The organism is Marinobacter sp. LQ44, assembly GCF_001447155.2.
Lineage (GTDB): Bacteria > Pseudomonadota > Gammaproteobacteria > Pseudomonadales > Oleiphilaceae > Marinobacter.
Map to the genome: position 1 here is coordinate 3,193,318 of NZ_CP014754.1, position 20,654 is coordinate 3,213,971.

Here is a 20,654-nt window from a genome sequence, read left to right on the forward strand (position 1 = left end):
TAGCATTTGGCTATCTCAGGGGTTCCTGAAGACCTTTTAGATATAAGGGCTTATCGATGCCTAGAAGAAGAGTTGCAGCAAAGCGGGAAATCATTCCCGATCCTAAATTCGGCAGTGCACGTCTTGCCAAGTTCATCAACCATGTGATGGAAAGCGGTAAGAAGTCGGTTGCAGAGCGCATTGTTTACGGTGCTCTGGATATCGTTGCCGAGAAATCTAAAGAAGAGCCGATCGAAATGTTCGAGAAGGCCCTGGAGAACATCCAGCCGATGGTTGAGGTTAAGTCCCGTCGTGTGGGTGGTGCTACTTACCAGGTGCCGGTAGAAGTTCGGCCTTCCCGTCAGAACGCGTTGGCGATGCGCTGGCTCGTTGAATATTCCCGGAAGCGCGGTGAGAAGAGCATGGCGCAGCGTCTGGCTGGCGAAATTCTTGATGCGGCCGATAGCAAGGGTGCCGCAGTGAAGAAGCGCGAAGACGTGCATCGCATGGCAGAAGCCAACAAGGCATTCTCTCACTTCCGTTTCTAACAAGCCGAGGTTTATATCGTGGCACGCAAGACTCCTATCAAACGTTACAGAAACATTGGTATCTGTGCGCACGTGGATGCGGGCAAGACTACTACCACCGAGCGTATTCTTTATTACACCGGTCGTAGTCACAAGATGGGTGAGACCCATGACGGCGCTTCCACTACAGACTGGATGGAGCAGGAGCAGGAGCGTGGTATCACCATCACGTCTGCCGCTGTTACAACCTTCTGGCAGGGTATGGACAAGCAGTATCCCGAGCACCGTATCAACATCATCGACACCCCGGGGCACGTTGACTTCACCATCGAAGTAGAGCGTTCCCTGCGTGTTCTTGATGGTGCCGTGGTTGTGTTCTGTGGTTCCTCAGGTGTTGAGCCGCAGTCCGAGACTGTATGGCGCCAAGCCAACAAGTATGAAGTTCCCCGCATGGTGTTCGTCAACAAGATGGACCGTGCAGGCGCCAACTTCATGCGCGTTGTTGAGCAGATTCGTAACCGTCTGGGCGCGACCACTGTGCCCATCCAGCTGCCGATCGGCGCCGAAGACGATTTCGAGGGTATCGTGGATCTGCTTCGCATGAAGGCCATCTACTGGAACGACGCTGACCAAGGCATGACCTACGAACTTCGCGACATTCCGGAATCCATGATGGCGGAAGCCGAGAAGGCTCGCGAGCAGATGATTGAAGCAGCTGCCGAAGCCAATGAAGAGTACATGGATAAGTACCTGGAAGGCGAAGAGCTGACCTACGAAGAGATCAAGAAAGGTCTGCGCGATCGTACCATCGCCAACGAAATCGTTCTGGCTACCTGTGGTTCTGCGTTCAAGAACAAGGGCGTGCAGGCGGTGCTGGATGCGGTCATCGAATTCCTGCCGGCCCCGGATGAGGTTAAAGCCATCCGCGGTGAGGTGGATGACGAAGGTACCGAGGAAACCCGTCCGGTTGACGACGATGCTCCGTTCGCCGCACTGGCGTTCAAGATCGCTACCGACCCGTTCGTAGGCACCCTGACCTTCTTCCGGGTTTACTCCGGTAAGCTGGAATCCGGTAATGCGGTATTTAACTCGGTCAAGGGCAAGAAAGAGCGTGTGGGCCGTATGGTACAGATGCACGCCAACGACCGTGAAGAGATCAAAGAAGTTCTGGCGGGCGACATCGCTGCGGCGATCGGCCTGAAGAACGTAACCACCGGTGACACCCTGTGTGACGAGAATAACAAGATTATCCTCGAGCGCATGGAATTCCCGGAGCCGGTTATCTCCGTTGCGGTAGAGCCGAAGTCCAAAGCTGACCAGGAGAAGATGGGTGTTGCCCTGGGTAAACTGGCCCAGGAAGATCCGTCTTTCCGTGTTCGCACCGACGAAGAGTCCGGCCAGACCATCATCTCCGGTATGGGTGAGCTTCACCTGGACATCATCGTTGACCGTATGCGTCGCGAGTTCAAGGTAGAAGCAAATATCGGTAAGCCGCAGGTTGCGTACCGTGAGTGCATCCGCAAGCCGGTTGACGTTGAAGGCAAGTTTGTTCGTCAGTCCGGTGGTCGTGGTCAGTACGGTCACGTAAAAGTGAAGTTTGAGCCGCTGCCTCTGGATGATGAAGATGGCGAGAACTTCATCTTTGTGAACGAGATCGTTGGTGGTGTGGTTCCCAAGGAATACATCCCGGCTGTTCAGCAGGGTATCGAAGAGCAGATGCAGAACGGCTGTCTGGCCGGCTACCCGCTGCTGGGTATCAAAGCGACGCTTTACGATGGTTCCTACCACGACGTTGACTCCAACGAGATGGCGTTCAAAATCGCTGGTTCCATGGCGATGAAGAAAGGCGCCCTTGAAGCGAATCCTGCCCTTCTTGAGCCGATCATGAAGGTTGAGGTTGTTACCCCTGAAGATTACATGGGTGACGTTGTTGGCGACCTGAACCGTCGTCGCGGCCTTGTGCAGGGTATGGATGAGAGCCCGGCGGGCAAGGTCATCCGTGCAGAAGTTCCGTTGTCGGAGATGTTCGGTTACGCCACCGACCTGCGTTCTGCAACACAGGGTCGGGCGTCTTATGCGATGGAGTTCTCCCGCTATGCGGAAGCTCCTTCGAACATTGCCGAAGCGATCATTAAAAAGGGTTGATCCCAGGACTTAAGAAACAGGAAGAGGTGTAACCGTGTCTAAAGCAAAGTTTGAGCGTAACAAGCCGCACGTAAACGTGGGCACCATTGGTCACGTTGACCATGGTAAGACCACTCTGACAGCCGCCCTGACTCGTGTATGTCACGAAGTTTGGGGTGCTGGTGAGAGCCGTGCTTTCGATCAGATCGATAACGCACCGGAAGAGCGTGCGCGTGGTATTACCATCGCGACCTCCCACGTTGAGTACGATTCTCCGACCCGTCACTACGCTCACGTAGACTGCCCGGGCCACGCGGATTATGTTAAGAACATGATCACCGGTGCTGCCCAGATGGACGGCGCTATCCTGGTTTGCTCCGCAGCTGACGGCCCCATGCCGCAGACTCGTGAGCACATCCTGCTGTCCCGTCAGGTTGGCGTTCCTTACATTGTCGTGTTCCTGAACAAGGCTGACATGGTAGACGACGAGGAGCTGCTGGAGCTGGTTGAGATGGAAGTTCGTGACCTGCTGAGCCAGTACGACTTCCCGGGTGACGACACTCCGATCATCACTGGTTCTGCTCTGATGGCTCTGGAAGGTAAAGACGACAACGAGATGGGTACTACCGCTGTCAAGAAGCTGGTAGAAGCCCTGGACGACTACATCCCTGAGCCGGAGCGTGCGATCGATCAGCCGTTCCTGATGCCGATCGAGGACGTATTCTCCATCTCTGGTCGTGGTACCGTAGTAACTGGCCGTGTAGAGCGTGGCATCATCAAGGTAGGTGACGAAGTGGAAATCGTGGGTATCCGCGACACCACCAAGACCACCTGTACTGGTGTTGAGATGTTCCGCAAGCTGCTGGACGAAGGTCGTGCCGGTGAGAACGTCGGTGTTCTGCTGCGTGGTACCAAGCGTGACGACGTTGAGCGTGGTCAGGTTCTGTGTGTACCGGGCTCCATCAAGCCGCACACCAAGTTCGAGTGTGAAGTGTACGTACTGTCCAAAGAAGAAGGTGGTCGTCATACTCCGTTCTTCAAGGGCTACCGTCCGCAGTTCTACTTCCGGACTACTGATGTAACTGGTTCTTGTGAACTGCCGGAAGGCGTTGAAATGGTAATGCCGGGTGACAACGTGAAAATGACTGTTACCCTGATCGCTCCGATCGCCATGGAAGATGGTCTGCGCTTCGCGATTCGTGAAGGCGGCCGTACCGTTGGTGCCGGCGTGGTCTCCAAGATCATCGAGTAATCTGCTCGTTTGATCAGGAAAAAGGGGCTGACTGGTTCAGCCCCTTTTTCTGTTTAAGCCGCAAAGTCTGCCTGGCCTCCGTCAATATCAATGATGTTGACAGGGTTGGGTATTATGCATACAATGCGGCTCCTTTTTTTGAAGGTCGGCTAACTAGTAGCTGCTACGAGTGGAGTTTGGTGCATCATGCAAAGCCAAAAGATTCGAATCCGGTTGAAGGCGTTTGATTATCGCCTGATCGACCAGTCCACGCAGGAGATCGTCGATACCGCCAAGCGGACCGGCGCTCAGGTGCGTGGTCCTATTCCTCTGCCGACGCGCAAGGAAAAGTACACGGTATTGATCTCTCCGCACGTCAATAAAGACGCGCGTGATCAGTATGAAATTCGTACCCACAAGCGTTTGCTCGACATTGTTGAGCCAACGGAGAAGACAGTGGATGCTCTGATGAAACTGGACCTGGCAGCAGGTGTAGACGTTCAGATCAGCCTCGGCTAATACCGCCCGGTATTAGTCTGTGTAACTGTCACAGGCCATAGAGGGTGCAAGCCCCGTACACTTAAGAGGTGAAACATGGCAATTGGTGTTGTCGGTCGTAAGGCCGGTATGACCCGTATTTTTACGGATGAGGGGCAGGCATTGCCCGTAACGGTAATCGAGGTTGAGCCCAACCGCATTACCCAACTGAAAACTCTCGAAAACGACGGCTACCGCGCTGTGCAGGTAACCGTAGGTTCTCGTCGTGCCTCCCGCGTTAGCAAGGCTGCTGCTGGTCACTTTGCGAAAGCAGGTGTCGAGGCTGGCCGTGGCGTGTGGGAATTTCGTCTGGCTGATGGCGAAGGTGAAGACCTTGCTGCAGGCGGCGAGCTGACAGTCTCTGTGTTTGAAGACGGTCAGGTGGTTGATGCCACTGGTCAGTCCAAAGGTAAGGGCTTCCAGGGTGGCGTCAAGCGCTGGAACTTCTCCATGCAGGACGCTACTCACGGTAACTCCCTGTCTCATCGTGCTCCGGGTTCCATTGGTCAGAACCAGACTCCGGGCAAGGTATTCAAGGGTAAAAAGATGGCCGGTCAGATGGGTAACGCGCAGGTCACTGTGCAGAACCTGAAAATCGTCCGTGTCGATGCCGAGCGCAACCTGCTGCTGGTAAGTGGTGCCGTACCTGGTGCGACTGGCGGCGACGTTGTCATCAAGCCTGCAGTTAAAGCCTGAGGAGCGGTGCGATGGAATTGACAATTACTGGTAGCGGCAAGGGGATCTCTGTTTCCGACGCTGCATTTGCCAAAGATTTTAATGAAGCACTGGTGCACCAGGTGGTAACTGCCTACATGGCAGCTGGCCGTCAGGGTACCAAGGCTCAGAAAACACGTTCCGAAGTCAGTGGCGGTGGCAAGAAGCCGTGGCGTCAGAAGGGCACCGGTCGCGCTCGTGCGGGTACCATTCGCAGCCCGATCTGGCGTTCAGGTGGCGTAACGTTTGCGGCCAAGCCTCGTGATTTCGAACAGAAAGTTAACCGCAAGATGTATCGTGCGGCTATGTGTTCCATTCTTTCCGAGCTGGTCCGTCAGGAGCGTCTGGTGGTTGTTGACGATATGAGCGTTGACAGTCCCAAGACCAAGGCGTTCACCGCCAAGCTGAAGGATCTGGGCGTATCTAACGCTCTGATTCTTTCCGATAGCGTTGAGCAGAACCTGCACCTGGCTTCCCGCAACATTCCTCACGTGGATGTTCGCGACGTGGCAGGTCTGGATCCGGTCAGCCTGGTTGCCTACGAGAACGTCGTGGTAACTGTTCCCGCTCTGAAGAAGATCGAGGAGATGCTGGGATGAATCAGGAACGTATTTATAAGGTCCTGCTGGGGCCGCACGTATCAGAGAAAGCGTCTCTGGCAGCCGAGCGTGGTCAGGTGGTATTCCGTGTAGCACCCGATGCCACCAAGCCGGAGATCAAGAAAGCCGTTGAGCAGCTGTTCAACGTCACCGTAGAAGGTGTTCAGGTTCTGAACCGTAAGGGTAAGCTCAAGCGCACTATCCGCGGGTTCGGCAAGCGTAATGACATTCGTAAGGCTTACGTCAAGCTGGCAGAAGGTCAGGACATCGATTTTCTGGATGTGGAATAAGGTAAAGGGGTCGTAATATGCCGATCGTCAAAACCAAGCCAACATCTGCCGGACGCCGTCACGTTGTAAAACTTTACAACCCGGATCTGCACAAAGGACGTCCTTACGAGCCGTTGGTAGAAACTAAGAGTAAGTCAGGTGGTCGTAACAACGCTGGCCGCATTACTACTCGTCACATTGGTGGTGGCCACAAGCAGCACTACCGTGTCATCGATTTCAAGCGGACCAAAGATGGTATCCCGGCGGTTATTGAGCGCCTGGAATACGATCCTAACCGCTCTGCGCACATCGCGCTGCTGAAGTACTCCGATGGCGAGCGTCGCTACATCATCGCTCCCAAAGGTATGAAGGCAGGTGATCCTGTGCGGTCCGGCGTCGACGCGCCGATTAAGGTGGGCTCCACTCTGCCGCTCCGGAACATTCCGGTCGGTTCTGTGATCCACTGCGTCGAACTCAAGCCTGGCAAAGGTGCCCAGCTGGCTCGCTCCGCGGGCGCATCCGTACAGCTGGTAGCTCGGGAAGGGGCTTATGCCACTATCCGCCTGCGTTCAGGTGAAATGCGTAAGGTGCTTGTAGATTGCCGTGCAACGCTGGGTGAAGTATCCAACAGCGAGCACAGCCTCAAGCAGCTTGGTAAAGCGGGTGCATCACGTTGGCGCGGTAAACGTCCAACAGTGCGTGGTGTTGCTATGAACCCAGTTGACCACCCACATGGTGGTGGTGAAGGGCGTACCTCTGGCGGGCGTCACCCGGTTACTCCGTGGGGTGTTCCGACCAAAGGGCATAAGACTCGTAAGAACAAACGTACTGACAAGATGATAGTACGTCGTCGTTCAGCCAAGTAAACGACTACATAGAGGTAATTGCTGTGCCACGTTCTTTGAAGAAAGGTCCTTTTATAGACCTGCATCTGTTGAAGAAGGTCGAGGCAGCTCTGGAAGCAAATGACAAGCGGCCGATCAAAACCTGGTCCCGCCGGTCAACAATCTTTCCGGAGATGGTAGGCCTGACCATTGCAGTCCACAACGGCAAGCAGCACGTGCCAGTTTATGTCACCGAAGATATGGTGGGTCATAAGCTGGGTGAGTTCGCGGCAACGCGTACTTATCGTGGTCATGCGGCCGACAAGAAAGCTAAACGCTGATTGTGAGGTAATAGAAATGGAAGTAGCAGCCAAGTACAAGGGCGCTCGCCTCTCAGCTCAGAAAGCACGTCTTGTTGCCGACCAGGTACGCGGCAAGGCTGTTGAGGACGCCCTGAACATTCTGACTTTCAGCCCGAAGAAGGCAGCGGTTGTGATCAAGAAAGCTCTTGAATCCGCCATTGCCAACGCTGAGCACAACGAAGGTCTGGACGTAGATGATCTGCGGGTTTCCACCGTCATGGTGGATGAGGGCCCAACGCTCAAGCGAATCAAAGCTCGAGCCAAGGGGCGCGCTGACCGTATTTTCAAGCGCACCTGTCATATCACCGTCAAGGTCGCCGACAAGTAGGAGATGCTCAGATGGGTCATAAAGTAAATCCAACCGGCATGCGCCTGGGTGTGATCAAAGAGCACAACTCAGTGTGGTATGCCGACAAGAAGGACTACGCGAAGAATCTGCTGAATGATATTCAGGTTCGCGAGTTCCTGGACAAGCGTCTGGTTAAGGCGTCTGTCAGCAAGATCGTGATCGAGCGCCCTGCTCAGAACGCCCGGATCACGATCCATACCGCCCGCCCCGGTATTGTTATCGGTAAGAAGGGTGAAGATGTTGACCGTCTGCGTCGCGAAGTCAGCGACATGATGGGTGTGCCTGTGCACATCAACATCGAAGAAGTCCGCAAGCCGGACCTGGATGCCCGCCTGGTAGCGCAAAACGTTGCCGGTCAGCTGGAGCGTCGTGTGATGTTCCGTCGCGCCATGAAGCGTGCGGTTCAGAACGCCATGCGTCAGGGTGCCAAGGGTATCAAGATTCAGGTTGGCGGTCGTCTTGGGGGTGCTGAAATCGCACGTTCCGAGTGGTATCGCGAAGGTCGTGTACCTCTGCACACATTGCGTGCAGATATTGATTATGCAACCTATGAAGCGCACACCACTTACGGCGTTATCGGCGTAAAGGTATGGATCTTCAAAGGTGAGATTCTTGGTGGTATGGAGCAGGTCCGTGCTGACAAGAAAGCCTCTGGGAAGAAAGGTTCTAAGTAAAGGGGCACTCTTATGCTGCAACCAAAACGCACCAAATTCCGCAAGGTAATGAAAGGCCGTAACACCGGTCTTGCTCACCGCGCCAACAAGGTGAGCTTCGGTGAATACGGATTGAAAGCGACCAGTCGCGGGCGTATAACTGCGCGCCAGATTGAGGCGGCACGTCGTACTATGACACGTCGTATCAAGCGGGGCGGTAAGATCTGGATCCGGGTTTTCCCGGACAAGCCGATCACCGGTAAGCCGCTTGAAGTACGGATGGGTAAAGGTAAAGGTTCTGTCGAGTATTGGGTGGCTGAAATTCAGCCGGGCCGTATGTTGTACGAGATGGAAGGTGTTTCCGAGGAAATCGCTCGTGAGGCCTTCACTCTTGCAGCGGCCAAACTGCCGGTACAGACCACCTTTGTAACGAGGACGGTGATGTGATGAATGCAACAGAGCTGCGTGAAAAGTCAGTCGAGGAGCTGAACAAAGAGCTGATCGACCTCCTGAAGGAGCAGTTCAACCTGCGCATGCGCAAAGCGACAGGTCAGCTGAATCAGTCTCACCTCCTCGGCAAGGTGAAGCGCGATATCGCTCGCGTTAAAACGGTATTGAATGAAAAGGCAGGACAGTGACATGACCGAAGCTACCCAAACTGCCAGAACTCTGAGCGGCAAGGTCGTGAGCAACAAGATGGACAAGTCCATCGTGGTCCTGGTTGAGCGTCAGGTGAAACATCCTCTGTACGGTAAGTACATGAAGCGCTCGACCAAGATCCATGCGCACGATGAAAGCAATCAGTGCAACATCGGCGACATCGTAACCATCCAGGAAACCCGCCCGGTCTCCAAGACCAAAAGCTGGGCCCTGGTGGAAGTCACCGAACGCGCGTCCAAGGTGTAATTCGCCCGGAGAACAACCATGATTCAGACTCAAACAATGCTTGAAGTCGCGGATAACAGTGGTGCACGTCAGGTTATGTGCATCAAGGTCCTGGGCGGATCTCACCGGCGTTATGCGAGCGTTGGGGATATCATCAAGGTAACCGTTAAGGAAGCCATCCCCCGCGGTAAGGTGAAGAAAGGCCAGGTCCTCAAGGCTGTTGTAGTACGTACCCGTAAGGGTGTGCGTCGTCCGGACGGTTCACTGATCCGTTTTGACGGTAACGCGGCGGTACTTCTGAACAATCAGGACGCTCCCATTGGTACCCGTATCTTCGGACCGGTTACCCGTGAACTGCGTAACGAGAAGTTCATGAAGATTATCTCACTGGCACCCGAAGTACTTTAAAGGACCAGAGGCCGGTTATGAAAAAGATCAAACGAGATGACGAAGTAATCGTCACCACGGGGAAAGACAAAGACAAACGTGGTAAAGTCCTGAAAGTTCTGGACGACGGTCGCGTGCTTGTTTCTGGCATCAATATGATGAAGAAACACACAAAGCCGAACCCGATGCTTGGCACCCCGGGCGGTATCGTCGAAAAAGAAGCGCCTATCCAGGCTTCCAACGTGGCTATTTTTAATCCGCAGACCGGCAAAGCCGATCGTGTTGGCTTCCAGATCAAGGAAGACGGCAGCAAAGTGCGGATCTTCAAGTCCACGAAAGAAGCTGTCGATAACCAGTAAGCGGTGGTGGTTACGATGCTTAACATGAAAGAGCAGTACACTAAGGAAGTGGTACCCGCCCTGCAGAAAGAGTTCGGTTACAAGAACGTTATGCAGGTGCCGCGTATCGAGAAAATCACCCTGAACATGGGTGTTGGCGAAGCGGTTGGTGACAAAAAGCTGATTGAAAACGCGGTGGCGGATCTTGAGCGCCTGGCGGGTCAAAAAGCGGTTGTTACCAAGGCGCGCAAATCCGTAGCGGGTTTCAAAATCCGTGAAGGTTGGCCGATTGGCTGTAAGGTGACCCTGCGCGGTGAGCGTATGTGGGATTTCTTTGATCGCCTGGTGCACATTGCGGTTCCCCGCATTCGTGACTTCCGCGGTCTGAACCCGAAATCCTTCGACGGTCGCGGTAACTACAGCATGGGTGTTCGTGAGCAGATCATCTTCCCTGAGATCGAGTACGACAAAGTCGACAAGATCCGCGGGTTGGATATCACCATCACCACCACTGCCGGTACCGACGACGAAGGTCGCGAACTGTTGAAAGCCTTTGGCTTTCCGTTCAAGAAATAAGGAACGAGTGACATGGCGAAGGTTTCAATGAAAAACCGTGAGCTCAAGCGCGAAAAGACTGTGGCTAAATTCGCAGCCAAGCGCGCCGAGCTCAAGGCGATTATCAAAAACCCGAATACCAGCGAAGAAGATCGTTGGAACGCGCAAATGAAGCTGCAGCAGCTGCCTCGTGATGCGAGTCCCTCACGTCTTCGGAATCGTTGCCAGGTGACTGGTCGTCCCCACGGCGTTCTGCGCAAGTTCGAACTGTCACGGATCAAACTCCGTGAGTACGGCATGCGCGGTGACGTTCCGGGCCTGACCAAGGCAAGCTGGTAAGATAGGTCGCCTGACTTCGGTCAGGTGCCTGTTGGTAAGCGGTGCGGCACGCCGCTGCACAACTAAAAAGATCAGGAGCCTCATACTAATGAGTATGCAAGACACGCTTGCGGATATGTTTACCCGTATCCGTAATGCCCAGATGGCATCGAAAGCTGATGTGACGATGCCGTCTTCAAAAATGAAGGTCTCCGTGGCCCAGGTCCTTAAGGACGAAGGCTACGTAGCAGATTTTTCTGTTTCAGCTGACGCGAAGCCCGAGCTGACCATCACTCTGAAATACTTCGGCGGCAAGCCGGTTATTGAAGAGATCAAGCGGGTCAGCCGTCCGAGTCTGCGCCAGTACAAAGGCGCTGGGGAACTGCCGAAGGTTTCCGGCGGTCTGGGAGTCGCGATTGTCTCAACGTCCAAGGGCGTTATGACAGACCGCGCCGCACGTGCTGCAGGCGTGGGTGGCGAAGTCATCTGCACCGTATTCTAGGAGATACACATGTCCAGGGTTGCCAATAATCCTGTCGTGCTGCCTTCCGGTGTTGAGGTTAAGCTGAACGGACAGGAAATTAATGTGAAGGGCTCCAAGGGAGCTCTCCAATTCACCATTCACCAAGCGGTTGAAGTGAAGCAGGAAGAGGGTTCTCTTCGCTTTGCGGCCCGCGATGGTGCGAAACAGTCCCGCGCTCTTGCTGGTACTACTCGTGCGCTGGTTAACAACATGGTTACCGGCGTATCCACAGGCTGGGAGCGTAAGCTGCAGCTGACGGGCGTAGGTTATCGTGCGCAGGCGCAAGGTAAGAAGCTCAATCTGACACTGGGTTTTTCTCACCCGGTTGAGTACGAGCTGCCCGAGGGTGTTACCGCTGAAACTCCGTCCAATACGGAAGTTGTGATTCGCGGTATCGACAAGCAACAGGTTGGCCAGGTCGCTGCTGAAATCCGCGCGTTCCGTCCGCCCGAGCCTTATAAGGGCAAGGGTGTTCGTTATGCGGATGAGCAGGTCAGACGCAAAGAAGCCAAGAAGAAATAAGGCGGGACTATGAGCGCGAATAACGAAAGATTGCGTCGCGCACGCAAAGTGCGCATGAAGATCCGTGAACTGGGTACCGACCGTCTGTGCGTTCACCGCACGCCGCGTCATATGTACGCCCAGGTTACGACTGCAGATGGCAGCAAAGTGCTGGCCACTGCCTCCACGTTGGATAAGGAACTGCGCCAGGGTGCAACCGGTAACGTGGACGCTGCCAAGAAGGTCGGTCAGCTGATTGCTGAGCGTGCCAAGGCGGCAGGCATTGAGAAGGTCGCTTTTGACCGCTCAGGTTACCGTTATCACGGTCGTGTACAGGCTCTTGCCGACGCAGCCCGTGAAGCTGGCTTGCAATTCTAAGAGGTGGAGAAGATGAGCGTTAACGAACAGAAGGCGCCTGAGCTCCAGGAAAAGCTGGTTCAGGTCAATCGCGTCGCCAAGGTAGTTAAAGGCGGCCGTATTTTTGCCTTCACCGCACTGACTGTAGTGGGTGATGGCAAAGGACGCGTTGGTTTCGGTCGTGGTAAGGCCCGGGAAGTCCCGGTTGCCATCCAGAAGGCGATGGAAGCTGCTCGCAAGAACATGGTAGACGTGGCCCTTGACGGCACCACCCTGCAGTACGCAGTTCGTGCCCAGCACGGTGGCTCCAAGGTGTTCATGCAGCCTGCATCTGAAGGTACCGGTATTATCGCCGGTGGTGCGATGCGTGCGGTACTGGAAGTGGCCGGCGTACACAACGTACTGTCCAAGTGCTACGGCTCTACCAACCCGGTGAACGTTGTACGTTCTACCATCAAGGGTCTGCAGGCCATGAAGGCGCCTGAAGATATTGCAGCCAAGCGCGGTAAATCCGTCGAAGATATTCTGGGTTGAAGTCATGGCGAACGCAAAAACGATCAAAGTAACTCTGACCCGCAGCCCGATCGGCTGTCAGCCCAAGCACAAGCTGTGTGTGAAAGGCCTGGGTCTTCGTAAAATCGGTCATACCGTTGAAGTGGAAGATACACCTTCTATTCGCGGCATGATCAACCGGGTTAACTACCTGGTGCAGGTTGAGGAGAACTAAGATGCGTCTGAACGAACTTGCTCCGGAACCTGGTTCACGTCCTTCCGCCAAGCGTGTCGGTCGTGGTATCGGTAGCGGTCTGGGTAAAACTGGTGGTCGCGGTCATAAAGGTCTGAAATCCCGTTCCGGTGGCTCCGTAGCGCCTGGTTTCGAGGGTGGTCAGCAGCCTTTGGCCCGTCGTCTGCCCAAGTTTGGTTTCACTTCCCGCCAGCAGCGCTATGTTGCCGAAATTCGCCTGAACGAGCTGGCGAAGGTTGAAGGCGACGTGGTCGATCTGGCTGCACTGAAGAAGGCTGACATCATTCGCGAAGAAATTCGCGAAGCCAAGGTTATGCTGTCCGGTGAGCTGGATCGCGCTGTAACCGTGAAAGGGCTACGTGTCACCAAAGGCGCACGCGAGGCAATCATTGCCGCGGGTGGGAAAGTCGAAGACTAAGACGAGTCGAGGACTAAATGGCCAAGACAGCATCATTGCCTGCGGGCGCCGGAAAGGGATTTGCAGAGCTGCGTTCGCGGCTCTGGTTCGTGTTTCTGGCGTTGTTGGTGTACCGGATCGGTGCCCACATTCCCGTTCCAGGCATCAACCCGGACCGGTTGGCGGCACTGTTTGATCAGAACCAGGGAACCATCCTGAGTCTGTTCAACATGTTTTCCGGTGGTGCGCTTGAGCGCATGAGTATCTTCGCACTCGGTATCATGCCGTACATTTCGGCTTCTATTATCATGCAGCTCATGACTGCGGTCAGTCCGCAGCTTGAGCAGCTGAAGAAAGAAGGCGAGGCGGGTCGTCGCAAGATCAGCCAGTATACGCGGTATGGTACGGTTGTCCTGGCCCTGGTTCAGGGCTTTGGTATTTCTGTAGGGTTGGCCTCTCAGGGCGTCACCTTCAACGACAGCTTCAGCTTCCACTTTGTGGCGGTGGTGTCTTTCGTGTGTGGTGCCGTGTTCATGATGTGGCTCGGTGAACAGATCACTGAGCGTGGCGTTGGCAACGGTATATCTCTGCTGATTTTTGCAGGGATTGTCGCCGGCTTGCCGGGCGCCATTGGTCAGACTCTGGAGCAGGCCCGTAACGGTGAAATGAGCCTGCTGGTAGTGCTCGGTATTGGTGTGCTGGCGATCGCGGTGGTTGGCTTCGTGGTGTTCATGGAGCGGGGCCAGCGGCGATTGACCATCAATTACGCCAAACGGCAGCAGGGCCGCCGGGTGTTTGCCCAGCAGTCCAGTCATTTGCCGCTGAAGGTCAATATGGCCGGTGTTATTCCGCCGATTTTTGCCTCCTCAATTCTGTTGTTCCCGGCCTCCCTGGGCCAGTGGTTCGGACAGGGTGAGGGCATGGAATGGTTGAGTGACATCTCCCAGGCATTGGCTCCGAGCCAGCCGTTGTATATCATCCTGTTCGCAGCAGCAGTGGTCTTCTTCTGCTTCTTCTATACAGCACTGATGTACAACCCGAAGGAAGTTGCGGATAACCTCAAGCGTTCCGGCGCGTTCATCCCGGGCATTCGCCCAGGAGAGCAGACTGCCAAGTACATCGATGGTGTACTGACCCGTCTGACGTTGTTCGGGGCTATGTATATTGCAGCAGTGTCCTTGTTCCCTCAGTTCCTGATGGTGGCAGGTAACGTACCTTTCTATCTTGGTGGTACCTCACTGCTGATTGTTGTAGTCGTGGTGATGGATTTCATGGCTCAGGTTCAGTCGCACCTGATGTCGCATCAGTATGAATCGCTGATGAAGAAGTCCAATCTCAAGGGCTATGGTCGGAACGGCTGACACAGCTGTTCCCCTTGAAAACTGGAGTCGACAATGAAAGTACGCGCTTCGGTAAAGAAAATTTGCCGTAACTGCAAAGTAATTCGTCGCAATGGCTCAGTTCGAGTCATCTGCACGGAGCCTCGTCACAAACAGCGCCAGGGCTGATTTCCAGGAAATCGCTCTGACATTGTAAAAGGGGTTCGGAATAGTAGCGCTTGACTCGCGCGCGGGTCAGGCGCTATTATTTCGCGCCCTTTTTGTGGCGGAAAATTCACACAGCAAAGCTTTGAACGCGGAGTAATTTGGATGGCACGTATAGCCGGTGTCAATATACCCGATCACAAACATGCTGTTATCTCGCTCACCTACATCTTTGGTGTTGGCAAGACAACAGCCCAGAAGCTTTGCGATGCAACCGGCGTCAAGCCGGACGTCAAGGTCAAAGACCTGAGCGACGAGCAGCTTGAAGCACTTCGTACCGAAGTGGGCAAGTTCACCGTCGAAGGCGATCTGCGTCGTGAAGTACAGATGAACATCAAGCGTTTGAAGGATCTCGGTTGCTTCCGTGGTCTGCGTCATCGTCATGGACTTCCGGTCCGTGGCCAGCGCACCAAGACCAACGCCCGCACCCGTAAAGGTCCTCGCAAACCTATTCGTAAGTAACAGGTAGGCAAACATGGCAAAGCCAGGTACACGTACCCGTAAAAAGGTGAAAAAGACGGTTGTTGATGGCGTCGCGCACATTCACGCGTCCTTCAACAACACCATCGTGACCATTTCGGACCGTCAGGGCAACGTCCTGTCCTGGGCCACCTCAGGTGGTTCCGGTTTCCGCGGCTCACGTAAGAGTACACCTTTTGCTGCGCAGGTAGCAGCTGAAAGAGCCGGTAATGCGGCTGCTGAATACGGCCTTAAAAACCTGGACGTAGAGGTTAAGGGTCCTGGGCCCGGACGTGAATCTGCAGTTCGCGCGCTGAATGCGTGTGGCTACAAGATCACCAACATCACTGATGTGACGCCGATTCCCCATAACGGCTGTCGTCCGCCCAAGAAGCGCCGCGTCTAACACAGGAGACAGTGAAATATGGCTCGTTATATAGGCCCGAAGTGCAAGCTGTCTCGTCGTGAAGGGACAGATCTTTTTCTGAAGAGCGGCGTACGCGCGCTCGATTCGAAGTGCAACATCGAGACTCCGCCGGGTATGCACGGCGCGCGTCGCGGTCGTCTGTCCGAGTACGGCGTACAGCTTCGTGAGAAACAGAAAGTCCGTCGTATCTACGGCGTGCTTGAGAAGCAATTCCGCAACTACTACAAAGAGGCTGCTCGCCTGAAGGGTGCAACCGGTGAAAACCTGCTGCAACTTCTGGAAGGTCGTCTGGATAACGTTGTGTATCGCATGGGCTTTGGTTCTACCCGTGCAGAAGCCCGTCAGCTCGTCTCTCACAAGGCGATCCTGGTGAACGATAAGCCGGTCAACGTGCCGTCCTATCAAGTCAAACCGGGCGACGTTGTGAGTGTGCGTGAGAAAGCCAAAAACCAGCTGCGCGTTAAAGGTGCACTGGATCTGGCTGGTAGCCGCGCACCGGTAAGCTGGGTAGAGGTTGACGCCAACAAGATGTCCGGCGTTTACAAGTCAGTACCTGAGCGTACTGAACTGCCGGCCGACATCAACGAGAACCTCATCGTCGAGCTTTACTCCAAGTAAAGCCCAGTTAGCAACGATAGCAGATAGGGGCGTCTATGCAGCGTTCAGTACATGAGTTATTGACACCTCGTACCATTGACGTGAAAGAATCCAGCGCCACGCGCGCCAAGGTTACACTGGAGCCGCTTGAGCGCGGTTTCGGTCACACCCTGGGTAGCGCACTGCGTCGCATTCTCTTGTCTTCGATGCCGGGCTGCGCCGTGACTGAAGCACAGATCGACGGTGTCCTGCACGAGTACAGCGCCATTGAGGGTGTCCAGGAGGACGTCATCGAGATTCTTCTGAATCTCAAGGGCGTCGCCGTAAAGATGAACGGCCGTGACGATGCTGAGCTGACGCTCAGCAAGAAGGGCCCGGGTGTAGTGACTGCCGGCGATATCAAGCTGGACCACGATGTGGAAATCGCTAACCCCGAGCACGTGATCTGTCACCTGAGCGAAAACGGCGAAGTCAACATGCGTTTGCGTGTTGCCCGCGGTCGCGGCTATGAGCCGGCTGATCAGCGTGGTCTGGACGAGGATGAAACTCGTGCCATCGGACGTTTGCAGCTTGATGCTACGTTCAGCCCGGTTCGCCGAGTGGCCTATGCCGTCGAAAGTGCACGGGTTGAGCAGCGTACAGATCTGGACAAGCTTGTTATTGATCTGGAGACCAATGGCACCATCGATCCGGAAGAAGCGATTCGCCGGGCGGCCACGATTCTCCAGCAGCAGCTGGCTGTGTTTGTAGATTTCGATCATGAGAAAGAGCCGGAGCGTGTAGAAGAAGAGGAAGAAATCGATCCGATTCTGCTGCGCCCGGTTGATGATCTGGAATTGACTGTGCGTTCAGCTAACTGCTTGAAGGCAGAAAACATTTACTATATCGGCGATCTTATCCAGCGCACCGAAGTGGAGCTGCTGAAGACGCCTAACCTTGGCAAAAAGTCGCTGACCGAGATCAAGGACGTTCTGGCGTCCCGTGGTTTGTCTCTGGGCATGCGTCTTGATAACTGGCCGCCGGCAAGCCTTCGTGGTGATGACCGGGTTCTGGGCGGTTGATCGCCGATTAGTTTAAGGTAAGGAATCAGAGCAATGCGTCATCGTAAGAGTGGTCGTAAGTTCAGCAGGACCAGTGCGCATCGCAAGGCCATGTTCCGTAACATGACTGCGTCACTGGTTGAACATGAGCTGATCAAGACAACGCTGCCGAAAGCCAAAGAGCTTCGTCGTGTAGCCGAGCCGTTGATCACGCTCGCAAAGAATGATTCGGTTGCAAATCGTCGTCTGGCGTTCTCACGCCTGCGTAGCGATGCTGCGGTAGCCAAGCTGTTTAATGAGCTGGGCCCCCGTTACAGCGAGCGTCCGGGTGGTTACCTTCGTATTCTGAAGTGCGGTTTCCGTGCTGGCGACAATGCCCCTATGGCGTTCGTAGAGCTGGTCGGCCGTCCTCTGGATATCGAGGCTGAAGAAGTGGACGAAGGCGAAGAGTAAAATCTACGCTCCAGTTCCAAAAAAAACCGGGTTCCGAAAGGTTCCCGGTTTTTTTGTGGCTAAAATCTACTTGAGCATAGGTTTCAGGTAACGCCCGGTATGTGACGCCGGATTGTCCGCCACTTCCTCCGGCGTACCTTCGGCAATAATCTGCCCTCCACCAGAACCACCCTCTGGCCCCAGGTCGACAATCCAGTCGGCCGTTTTGATCACATCCAGGTTGTGCTCGATGACCACGATGGTGTTGCCGTGATCCCTCAGGCGTTCAAGGACGTTCAACAGTTGCTGGATGTCGTAGAAGTGCAAGCCGGTGGTGGGCTCGTCGAGAATGTACAGGGTTTTGCCGGTGTCGCGCTTGGACAGTTCCTTGGCCAGTTTTACCCGCTGGGCTTCACCACCCGATAGGGTGACCGCACTCTGTCCAAGACGGATGTAGGACAAGCCCACGTCCATGAGGGTTTGCAGTTTTCTGGCGATAAAGGGGACGGCGTCGAAGAACTCTCGCCCTTCCTCTACGGTCATCTCCAGCACTTCGTTGATGTTCTTGCCCTTGTAGCGGACTTCCAGGGTTTCCCGGTTGTAGCGTTTGCCTTTGCAGATGTCGCAGGGCACGTAGACGTCCGGCAGGAAGTGCATTTCCACTTTGATTACGCCGTCACCCTGGCAGGCTTCACAGCGTCCGCCTTTGACGTTGAAGGAGAATCGGCCGGGCTTGTAGCCGCGAGACCTTGCTTCCTGGGTGCCGGCGAAGAGTTCGCGGATGGGGGTGAACAGGCCGGTGTATGTCGCCGGATTCGACCGGGGCGTGCGCCCGATCGGACTTTGATCAATGTCGATAACCTTGTCGAGGTGATCCAGGCCCTTGAGGTTTTTATAGGGGGCATGGTTCAGGCTGGTGGCCTTGTTCAGCTTGGCAGCAGCTACCGGGTAGAGGGTGCTGTTGACCAGGGTGGATTTGCCGGAACCGGAGACCCCGGTTACGCACGTCATGACCCCCAGTGGCAGTGTGAGGGTGACGTCCTGAAGGTTGTTGCCAGTGGCGCCGGATAACAACAGGTGTTTGCCGTTACCCTTGTTTCGGGTTTTTGGAATGGCAATTTCTTTCTTGCCGCTGAGATATTGGCCGGTCATCGACGCCGGGTTGGCGATAATGTCTTCCGGGGTGCCGCGGGCAACGATTTCACCACCGTGTACGCCGGCACCGGGGCCAATATCAATGACATAATCGGCAGCACGAATGGCGTCTTCGTCGTGCTCGACGACAATCACGGTATTGCCTAGGTCGCGCAGGTGGGTGAGGGTGGCCAGCAGCCGGTCGTTGTCCCGCTGGTGCAGTCCGATGGATGGCTCGTCCAGGATATACATGACGCCCACCAGCCCGGCGCCAATCTGGCTGGCCAGGCGAATCCGTTGTGCCTCGCCACCGGAGAGGGTGTCTGCGCTGCGTTCCAGTGTCAGGTACTCAAGGCCGACATTGACCAGGAATTGTAAGCGTTCCCGCACTTCCTTGAGGATTTTTTCGGCGATTTCACCTTTACGGCCAGGAAGAGTCAGCTCGCTGAAGTAGCGGTGAGCGTCGCCTACCGGCAGGTGAGTGATTTCCGGTAGTGTCCGTTCTTCAATAAAGACGTTGCGGGCGCCGCGGCGAAGCCGGGTGCCTCCGCAGTCTTTGCACGGCTGGGTGCTCAGGTTGCGGGCCAGTTCCTCGCGCATGCTTTGGGAGTCTGTCTCCCGGTAGCGGCGTTCCAGGTTCGGGATGATGCCCTCAAAGGGGTGGGCTCTCTCCATGATCTGGCCACGGGAATTGACGTACCGGAAGCTGATGTCTTCATTGCCAGAGCCATAGAGCAGTGCTCGCTGAAACGGTTCTGGCAAGTCTTCCCACGGCGTTTCCAGGTCGATGTCATAATGCTCGGCCACGCTGGTCAGCATCTGGAAATAGTAGACCGCGCGCCGGTCCCAGCCTTTAATCGCGCCGGAGGCCAGTGTGGCTTCCGGGTTCTGGATAACCTTCTCGGCATCAAAGAACTGGCGCACTCCCAGACCGTCACAGGTGGGGCAGGCGCCGGCCGGGTTGTTGAAGGAGAAGAGCTTGGGTTCGAGTTCGCTCAGTGAATACCCGCATTGGGTACAGGCATAGCGTGCCGAGAAGGTCTGTTCTTCGCCGTCTCCGGTCATTGGGGCGACCAGCGCGATACCATCGGCCAACTCAAGGGCGGTTTCGAAACTTTCCGCCAATCGCTGTTCCAGGCCCTCTTTGACCTTGAAGCGGTCTACCACGACATCAATCTGGTGTTTGCGCTTCTTGTCCAGTGCCGGAACATCATCGATGTCATAAACCGTGCCGTCGATCCTAAGGCGGATGAAACCCTGGCTGCGCATGGTATCAATCACCTGGAGGTGCTCGCCTTTTCGATCCCTGATCACCGGCGCCAGGATCATCAGTTTGCTGCCTTCGGGCATTGCCAGGACCTGATCAACCATCTGGCTCACGGTCTGGGCTTCCAGCGGCTGGCCGTGGTCCGGGCAGCGGGGTTCGCCGGACCGGGCAAAAAGCAGTCGCAGGTAGTCGTAGATTTCAGTGATGGTGCCAACGGTTGAGCGAGGGTTATGGGATGTGGACTTCTGTTCAATGGAAATGGCGGGTGACAGGCCTTCGATGTGGTCAACATCGGGTTTTTCCATCATCGACAGGAATTGTCGCGCGTAGGTGGACAAAGACTCAACATACCGGCGCTGCCCTTCGGCATAGAGGGTGTCGAAAGCCAGTGAGGATTTTCCTGAACCTGACAGCCCGGTGATGACAATGAGTTTGTCTCTTGGCATATCCAGGTCGATGTTCTTCAGGTTGTGCGTACGTGCGCCTTTGATCTGGATATGGTCCATAACACCTCGCTTGAGTAAAACCACCATTATATCGTTTTCGGTAGCCCCCGGCGAAACTGGTGTTGTGCCGCCTG

32 protein-coding genes are annotated in these 20,654 nt (G+C 55.2%); 31 read left to right on the top strand and 1 reads right to left on the bottom strand.

Going from position 1 to position 20,654, the window contains the following annotated elements; translation table 11 throughout:
- Positions 1 to 56 precede the first annotated feature (56 nt).
- The 31 genes from rpsG (at position 57) to rplQ (ending at position 17,694) form a co-directional block, all read left to right on the top strand.
- On the top strand, positions 57 to 527 hold the full coding sequence (gene rpsG, locus ASQ50_RS14620) for a 30S ribosomal protein S7 (protein ID WP_011784243.1): 471 nt from the start codon (positions 57 to 59) through the stop codon (positions 525 to 527).
- Positions 528 to 545: 18 nt separating this feature from the next.
- Positions 546 to 2,651 carry an elongation factor G gene (fusA, locus tag ASQ50_RS14625; RefSeq protein ID WP_058092375.1) on the top strand — a complete coding sequence of 702 codons (2,106 nt, stop codon included), beginning with the start codon at positions 546 to 548 and terminating at the stop codon, positions 2,649 to 2,651.
- A 34-nt stretch (positions 2,652 to 2,685) separates the two neighbouring features.
- The gene (gene tuf, locus ASQ50_RS14630; protein WP_068351553.1) at positions 2,686 to 3,882 is read left to right on the top strand and encodes an elongation factor Tu; all 1,197 of its coding nucleotides are present in this window, start codon (positions 2,686 to 2,688) and stop codon (positions 3,880 to 3,882) included.
- Between the two features lie 186 nt (positions 3,883 to 4,068).
- Positions 4,069 to 4,380, top strand: a complete 312-nt coding sequence (gene rpsJ, locus ASQ50_RS14635; protein WP_004580743.1) for a 30S ribosomal protein S10 — start codon at positions 4,069 to 4,071, stop codon at positions 4,378 to 4,380.
- A gap of 75 nt (positions 4,381 to 4,455) precedes the next feature.
- Positions 4,456 to 5,094, top strand: coding sequence for a 50S ribosomal protein L3 (gene rplC / locus ASQ50_RS14640; RefSeq protein ID WP_058089994.1), 639 nt, complete (start codon positions 4,456 to 4,458; stop codon positions 5,092 to 5,094).
- Positions 5,095 to 5,105: 11 nt separating this feature from the next.
- Positions 5,106 to 5,711 carry a 50S ribosomal protein L4 gene (gene rplD, locus ASQ50_RS14645; protein WP_058089995.1) on the top strand — a complete coding sequence of 202 codons (606 nt, stop codon included), beginning with the start codon at positions 5,106 to 5,108 and terminating at the stop codon, positions 5,709 to 5,711.
- Positions 5,708 to 6,001: a 50S ribosomal protein L23 gene (gene rplW / locus ASQ50_RS14650; protein ID WP_008174862.1), complete on the top strand. Its 294-nt coding sequence runs from the start codon at positions 5,708 to 5,710 to the stop codon at positions 5,999 to 6,001. Before rplD ends, rplW begins: the two co-directional genes overlap by 4 nt.
- A gap of 17 nt (positions 6,002 to 6,018) precedes the next feature.
- Positions 6,019 to 6,846, top strand: coding sequence for a 50S ribosomal protein L2 (rplB, locus tag ASQ50_RS14655; protein WP_058089996.1), 828 nt, complete (start codon positions 6,019 to 6,021; stop codon positions 6,844 to 6,846).
- A gap of 23 nt (positions 6,847 to 6,869) precedes the next feature.
- Positions 6,870 to 7,145 carry a 30S ribosomal protein S19 gene (gene rpsS, locus ASQ50_RS14660; RefSeq protein WP_058089997.1) on the top strand — a complete coding sequence of 92 codons (276 nt, stop codon included), beginning with the start codon at positions 6,870 to 6,872 and terminating at the stop codon, positions 7,143 to 7,145.
- A 16-nt stretch (positions 7,146 to 7,161) separates the two neighbouring features.
- Complete coding sequence (gene rplV, locus ASQ50_RS14665) at positions 7,162 to 7,494, top strand: 50S ribosomal protein L22 (protein ID WP_008940674.1); 333 nt, start codon at positions 7,162 to 7,164, stop codon at positions 7,492 to 7,494.
- A gap of 11 nt (positions 7,495 to 7,505) precedes the next feature.
- On the top strand, positions 7,506 to 8,189 hold the full coding sequence (rpsC, locus tag ASQ50_RS14670) for a 30S ribosomal protein S3 (protein ID WP_058089998.1): 684 nt from the start codon (positions 7,506 to 7,508) through the stop codon (positions 8,187 to 8,189).
- Between the two features lie 12 nt (positions 8,190 to 8,201).
- Entirely contained in the window at positions 8,202 to 8,615 is a 414-nt protein-coding gene (gene rplP / locus ASQ50_RS14675; protein ID WP_044387654.1) for a 50S ribosomal protein L16, read from the top strand.
- Entirely contained in the window at positions 8,615 to 8,806 is a 192-nt protein-coding gene (gene rpmC / locus ASQ50_RS14680; RefSeq protein WP_058089999.1) for a 50S ribosomal protein L29, read from the top strand. The genes rplP and rpmC overlap by 1 nt, the downstream gene beginning before the upstream one ends.
- Position 8,807: 1 nt before the next feature.
- On the top strand, positions 8,808 to 9,074 hold the full coding sequence (gene rpsQ / locus ASQ50_RS14685) for a 30S ribosomal protein S17 (protein ID WP_044387650.1): 267 nt from the start codon (positions 8,808 to 8,810) through the stop codon (positions 9,072 to 9,074).
- A gap of 18 nt (positions 9,075 to 9,092) precedes the next feature.
- Complete coding sequence (gene rplN / locus ASQ50_RS14690; protein ID WP_007154005.1) at positions 9,093 to 9,461, top strand: 50S ribosomal protein L14; 369 nt, start codon at positions 9,093 to 9,095, stop codon at positions 9,459 to 9,461.
- Between the two features lie 17 nt (positions 9,462 to 9,478).
- The gene (rplX, locus tag ASQ50_RS14695; RefSeq protein WP_058090000.1) at positions 9,479 to 9,799 is read left to right on the top strand and encodes a 50S ribosomal protein L24; all 321 of its coding nucleotides are present in this window, start codon (positions 9,479 to 9,481) and stop codon (positions 9,797 to 9,799) included.
- A 15-nt stretch (positions 9,800 to 9,814) separates the two neighbouring features.
- Positions 9,815 to 10,354, top strand: coding sequence for a 50S ribosomal protein L5 (gene rplE, locus ASQ50_RS14700; protein ID WP_058090001.1), 540 nt, complete (start codon positions 9,815 to 9,817; stop codon positions 10,352 to 10,354).
- Positions 10,355 to 10,366: 12 nt separating this feature from the next.
- Positions 10,367 to 10,672 (top strand): 30S ribosomal protein S14, encoded by a 306-nt coding sequence (gene rpsN, locus ASQ50_RS14705; protein WP_058090002.1) that lies wholly within the window; start codon positions 10,367 to 10,369, stop codon positions 10,670 to 10,672.
- Positions 10,673 to 10,760: 88 nt separating this feature from the next.
- The gene (gene rpsH / locus ASQ50_RS14710; RefSeq protein ID WP_058090003.1) at positions 10,761 to 11,153 is read left to right on the top strand and encodes a 30S ribosomal protein S8; all 393 of its coding nucleotides are present in this window, start codon (positions 10,761 to 10,763) and stop codon (positions 11,151 to 11,153) included.
- 9 nt (positions 11,154 to 11,162) lie between these two features.
- Positions 11,163 to 11,696 carry a 50S ribosomal protein L6 gene (gene rplF, locus ASQ50_RS14715; protein ID WP_058090004.1) on the top strand — a complete coding sequence of 178 codons (534 nt, stop codon included), beginning with the start codon at positions 11,163 to 11,165 and terminating at the stop codon, positions 11,694 to 11,696.
- Between the two features lie 9 nt (positions 11,697 to 11,705).
- A complete protein-coding gene (gene rplR / locus ASQ50_RS14720) occupies positions 11,706 to 12,053 on the top strand; it encodes a 50S ribosomal protein L18 (RefSeq protein ID WP_011784258.1) in 348 nt (115 codons plus the stop codon).
- A 12-nt stretch (positions 12,054 to 12,065) separates the two neighbouring features.
- Positions 12,066 to 12,566 (top strand): 30S ribosomal protein S5, encoded by a 501-nt coding sequence (rpsE, locus tag ASQ50_RS14725; protein WP_058090005.1) that lies wholly within the window; start codon positions 12,066 to 12,068, stop codon positions 12,564 to 12,566.
- 4 nt (positions 12,567 to 12,570) lie between these two features.
- Positions 12,571 to 12,759 carry a 50S ribosomal protein L30 gene (rpmD, locus tag ASQ50_RS14730; protein ID WP_007153997.1) on the top strand — a complete coding sequence of 63 codons (189 nt, stop codon included), beginning with the start codon at positions 12,571 to 12,573 and terminating at the stop codon, positions 12,757 to 12,759.
- A gap of 1 nt (position 12,760) precedes the next feature.
- Positions 12,761 to 13,195, top strand: coding sequence for a 50S ribosomal protein L15 (rplO, locus tag ASQ50_RS14735; protein ID WP_022989795.1), 435 nt, complete (start codon positions 12,761 to 12,763; stop codon positions 13,193 to 13,195).
- Positions 13,196 to 13,212: 17 nt separating this feature from the next.
- Positions 13,213 to 14,535, top strand: coding sequence for a preprotein translocase subunit SecY (gene secY / locus ASQ50_RS14740; protein WP_058090006.1), 1,323 nt, complete (start codon positions 13,213 to 13,215; stop codon positions 14,533 to 14,535).
- Positions 14,536 to 14,568: 33 nt separating this feature from the next.
- On the top strand, positions 14,569 to 14,682 hold the full coding sequence (rpmJ, locus tag ASQ50_RS20625; RefSeq protein ID WP_004580765.1) for a 50S ribosomal protein L36: 114 nt from the start codon (positions 14,569 to 14,571) through the stop codon (positions 14,680 to 14,682).
- A 141-nt stretch (positions 14,683 to 14,823) separates the two neighbouring features.
- Entirely contained in the window at positions 14,824 to 15,180 is a 357-nt protein-coding gene (gene rpsM / locus ASQ50_RS14745) for a 30S ribosomal protein S13 (RefSeq protein WP_029655315.1), read from the top strand.
- Positions 15,181 to 15,193: 13 nt separating this feature from the next.
- On the top strand, positions 15,194 to 15,583 hold the full coding sequence (gene rpsK / locus ASQ50_RS14750) for a 30S ribosomal protein S11 (protein ID WP_007153992.1): 390 nt from the start codon (positions 15,194 to 15,196) through the stop codon (positions 15,581 to 15,583).
- 18 nt (positions 15,584 to 15,601) lie between these two features.
- The gene (rpsD, locus tag ASQ50_RS14755) at positions 15,602 to 16,222 is read left to right on the top strand and encodes a 30S ribosomal protein S4 (protein ID WP_058090007.1); all 621 of its coding nucleotides are present in this window, start codon (positions 15,602 to 15,604) and stop codon (positions 16,220 to 16,222) included.
- Between the two features lie 35 nt (positions 16,223 to 16,257).
- Positions 16,258 to 17,262 (top strand): DNA-directed RNA polymerase subunit alpha, encoded by a 1,005-nt coding sequence (locus tag ASQ50_RS14760; RefSeq protein ID WP_008174911.1) that lies wholly within the window; start codon positions 16,258 to 16,260, stop codon positions 17,260 to 17,262.
- 33 nt (positions 17,263 to 17,295) lie between these two features.
- Positions 17,296 to 17,694 (top strand): 50S ribosomal protein L17, encoded by a 399-nt coding sequence (gene rplQ / locus ASQ50_RS14765; RefSeq protein ID WP_058090008.1) that lies wholly within the window; start codon positions 17,296 to 17,298, stop codon positions 17,692 to 17,694.
- Between the two features lie 66 nt (positions 17,695 to 17,760).
- Here rplQ and uvrA read toward each other — a convergent pair whose 3' ends face one another.
- Complete coding sequence (uvrA, locus tag ASQ50_RS14770; protein WP_058090009.1) at positions 17,761 to 20,580, bottom strand: excinuclease ABC subunit UvrA; 2,820 nt, start codon at positions 20,578 to 20,580, stop codon at positions 17,761 to 17,763.
- Positions 20,581 to 20,654: the final 74 nt, after the last annotated feature.

Coding starts and splice junctions, on each gene's coding strand:
- rpsG (WP_011784243.1), top strand. CDS start 57: ATGCCTAGAAGAAGAGTTGCAGCAAAGCGGGAAATCATTCCCGATCCT.
- rpsJ (WP_004580743.1), top strand. CDS start 4,069: ATGCAAAGCCAAAAGATTCGAATCCGGTTGAAGGCGTTTGATTATCGC.
- rplC (WP_058089994.1), top strand. CDS start 4,456: ATGGCAATTGGTGTTGTCGGTCGTAAGGCCGGTATGACCCGTATTTTT.
- rplD (WP_058089995.1), top strand. CDS start 5,106: ATGGAATTGACAATTACTGGTAGCGGCAAGGGGATCTCTGTTTCCGAC.
- rplW (WP_008174862.1), top strand. CDS start 5,708: ATGAATCAGGAACGTATTTATAAGGTCCTGCTGGGGCCGCACGTATCA.
- rplB (WP_058089996.1), top strand. CDS start 6,019: ATGCCGATCGTCAAAACCAAGCCAACATCTGCCGGACGCCGTCACGTT.
- rplV (WP_008940674.1), top strand. CDS start 7,162: ATGGAAGTAGCAGCCAAGTACAAGGGCGCTCGCCTCTCAGCTCAGAAA.
- rpsC (WP_058089998.1), top strand. CDS start 7,506: ATGGGTCATAAAGTAAATCCAACCGGCATGCGCCTGGGTGTGATCAAA.
- rplP (WP_044387654.1), top strand. CDS start 8,202: ATGCTGCAACCAAAACGCACCAAATTCCGCAAGGTAATGAAAGGCCGT.
- rpmC (WP_058089999.1), top strand. CDS start 8,615: ATGAATGCAACAGAGCTGCGTGAAAAGTCAGTCGAGGAGCTGAACAAA.
- rpsQ (WP_044387650.1), top strand. CDS start 8,808: ATGACCGAAGCTACCCAAACTGCCAGAACTCTGAGCGGCAAGGTCGTG.
- rplN (WP_007154005.1), top strand. CDS start 9,093: ATGATTCAGACTCAAACAATGCTTGAAGTCGCGGATAACAGTGGTGCA.
- rplX (WP_058090000.1), top strand. CDS start 9,479: ATGAAAAAGATCAAACGAGATGACGAAGTAATCGTCACCACGGGGAAA.
- rplE (WP_058090001.1), top strand. CDS start 9,815: ATGCTTAACATGAAAGAGCAGTACACTAAGGAAGTGGTACCCGCCCTG.
- rpsN (WP_058090002.1), top strand. CDS start 10,367: ATGGCGAAGGTTTCAATGAAAAACCGTGAGCTCAAGCGCGAAAAGACT.
- rpsH (WP_058090003.1), top strand. CDS start 10,761: ATGAGTATGCAAGACACGCTTGCGGATATGTTTACCCGTATCCGTAAT.
- rplF (WP_058090004.1), top strand. CDS start 11,163: ATGTCCAGGGTTGCCAATAATCCTGTCGTGCTGCCTTCCGGTGTTGAG.
- rplR (WP_011784258.1), top strand. CDS start 11,706: ATGAGCGCGAATAACGAAAGATTGCGTCGCGCACGCAAAGTGCGCATG.
- rpsE (WP_058090005.1), top strand. CDS start 12,066: ATGAGCGTTAACGAACAGAAGGCGCCTGAGCTCCAGGAAAAGCTGGTT.
- rpmD (WP_007153997.1), top strand. CDS start 12,571: ATGGCGAACGCAAAAACGATCAAAGTAACTCTGACCCGCAGCCCGATC.
- rplO (WP_022989795.1), top strand. CDS start 12,761: ATGCGTCTGAACGAACTTGCTCCGGAACCTGGTTCACGTCCTTCCGCC.
- secY (WP_058090006.1), top strand. CDS start 13,213: ATGGCCAAGACAGCATCATTGCCTGCGGGCGCCGGAAAGGGATTTGCA.
- rpmJ (WP_004580765.1), top strand. CDS start 14,569: ATGAAAGTACGCGCTTCGGTAAAGAAAATTTGCCGTAACTGCAAAGTA.
- rpsM (WP_029655315.1), top strand. CDS start 14,824: ATGGCACGTATAGCCGGTGTCAATATACCCGATCACAAACATGCTGTT.
- rpsK (WP_007153992.1), top strand. CDS start 15,194: ATGGCAAAGCCAGGTACACGTACCCGTAAAAAGGTGAAAAAGACGGTT.
- rpsD (WP_058090007.1), top strand. CDS start 15,602: ATGGCTCGTTATATAGGCCCGAAGTGCAAGCTGTCTCGTCGTGAAGGG.
- ASQ50_RS14760 (WP_008174911.1), top strand. CDS start 16,258: ATGCAGCGTTCAGTACATGAGTTATTGACACCTCGTACCATTGACGTG.
- rplQ (WP_058090008.1), top strand. CDS start 17,296: ATGCGTCATCGTAAGAGTGGTCGTAAGTTCAGCAGGACCAGTGCGCAT.
- uvrA (WP_058090009.1), bottom strand. CDS start 20,580: ATGGACCATATCCAGATCAAAGGCGCACGTACGCACAACCTGAAGAAC.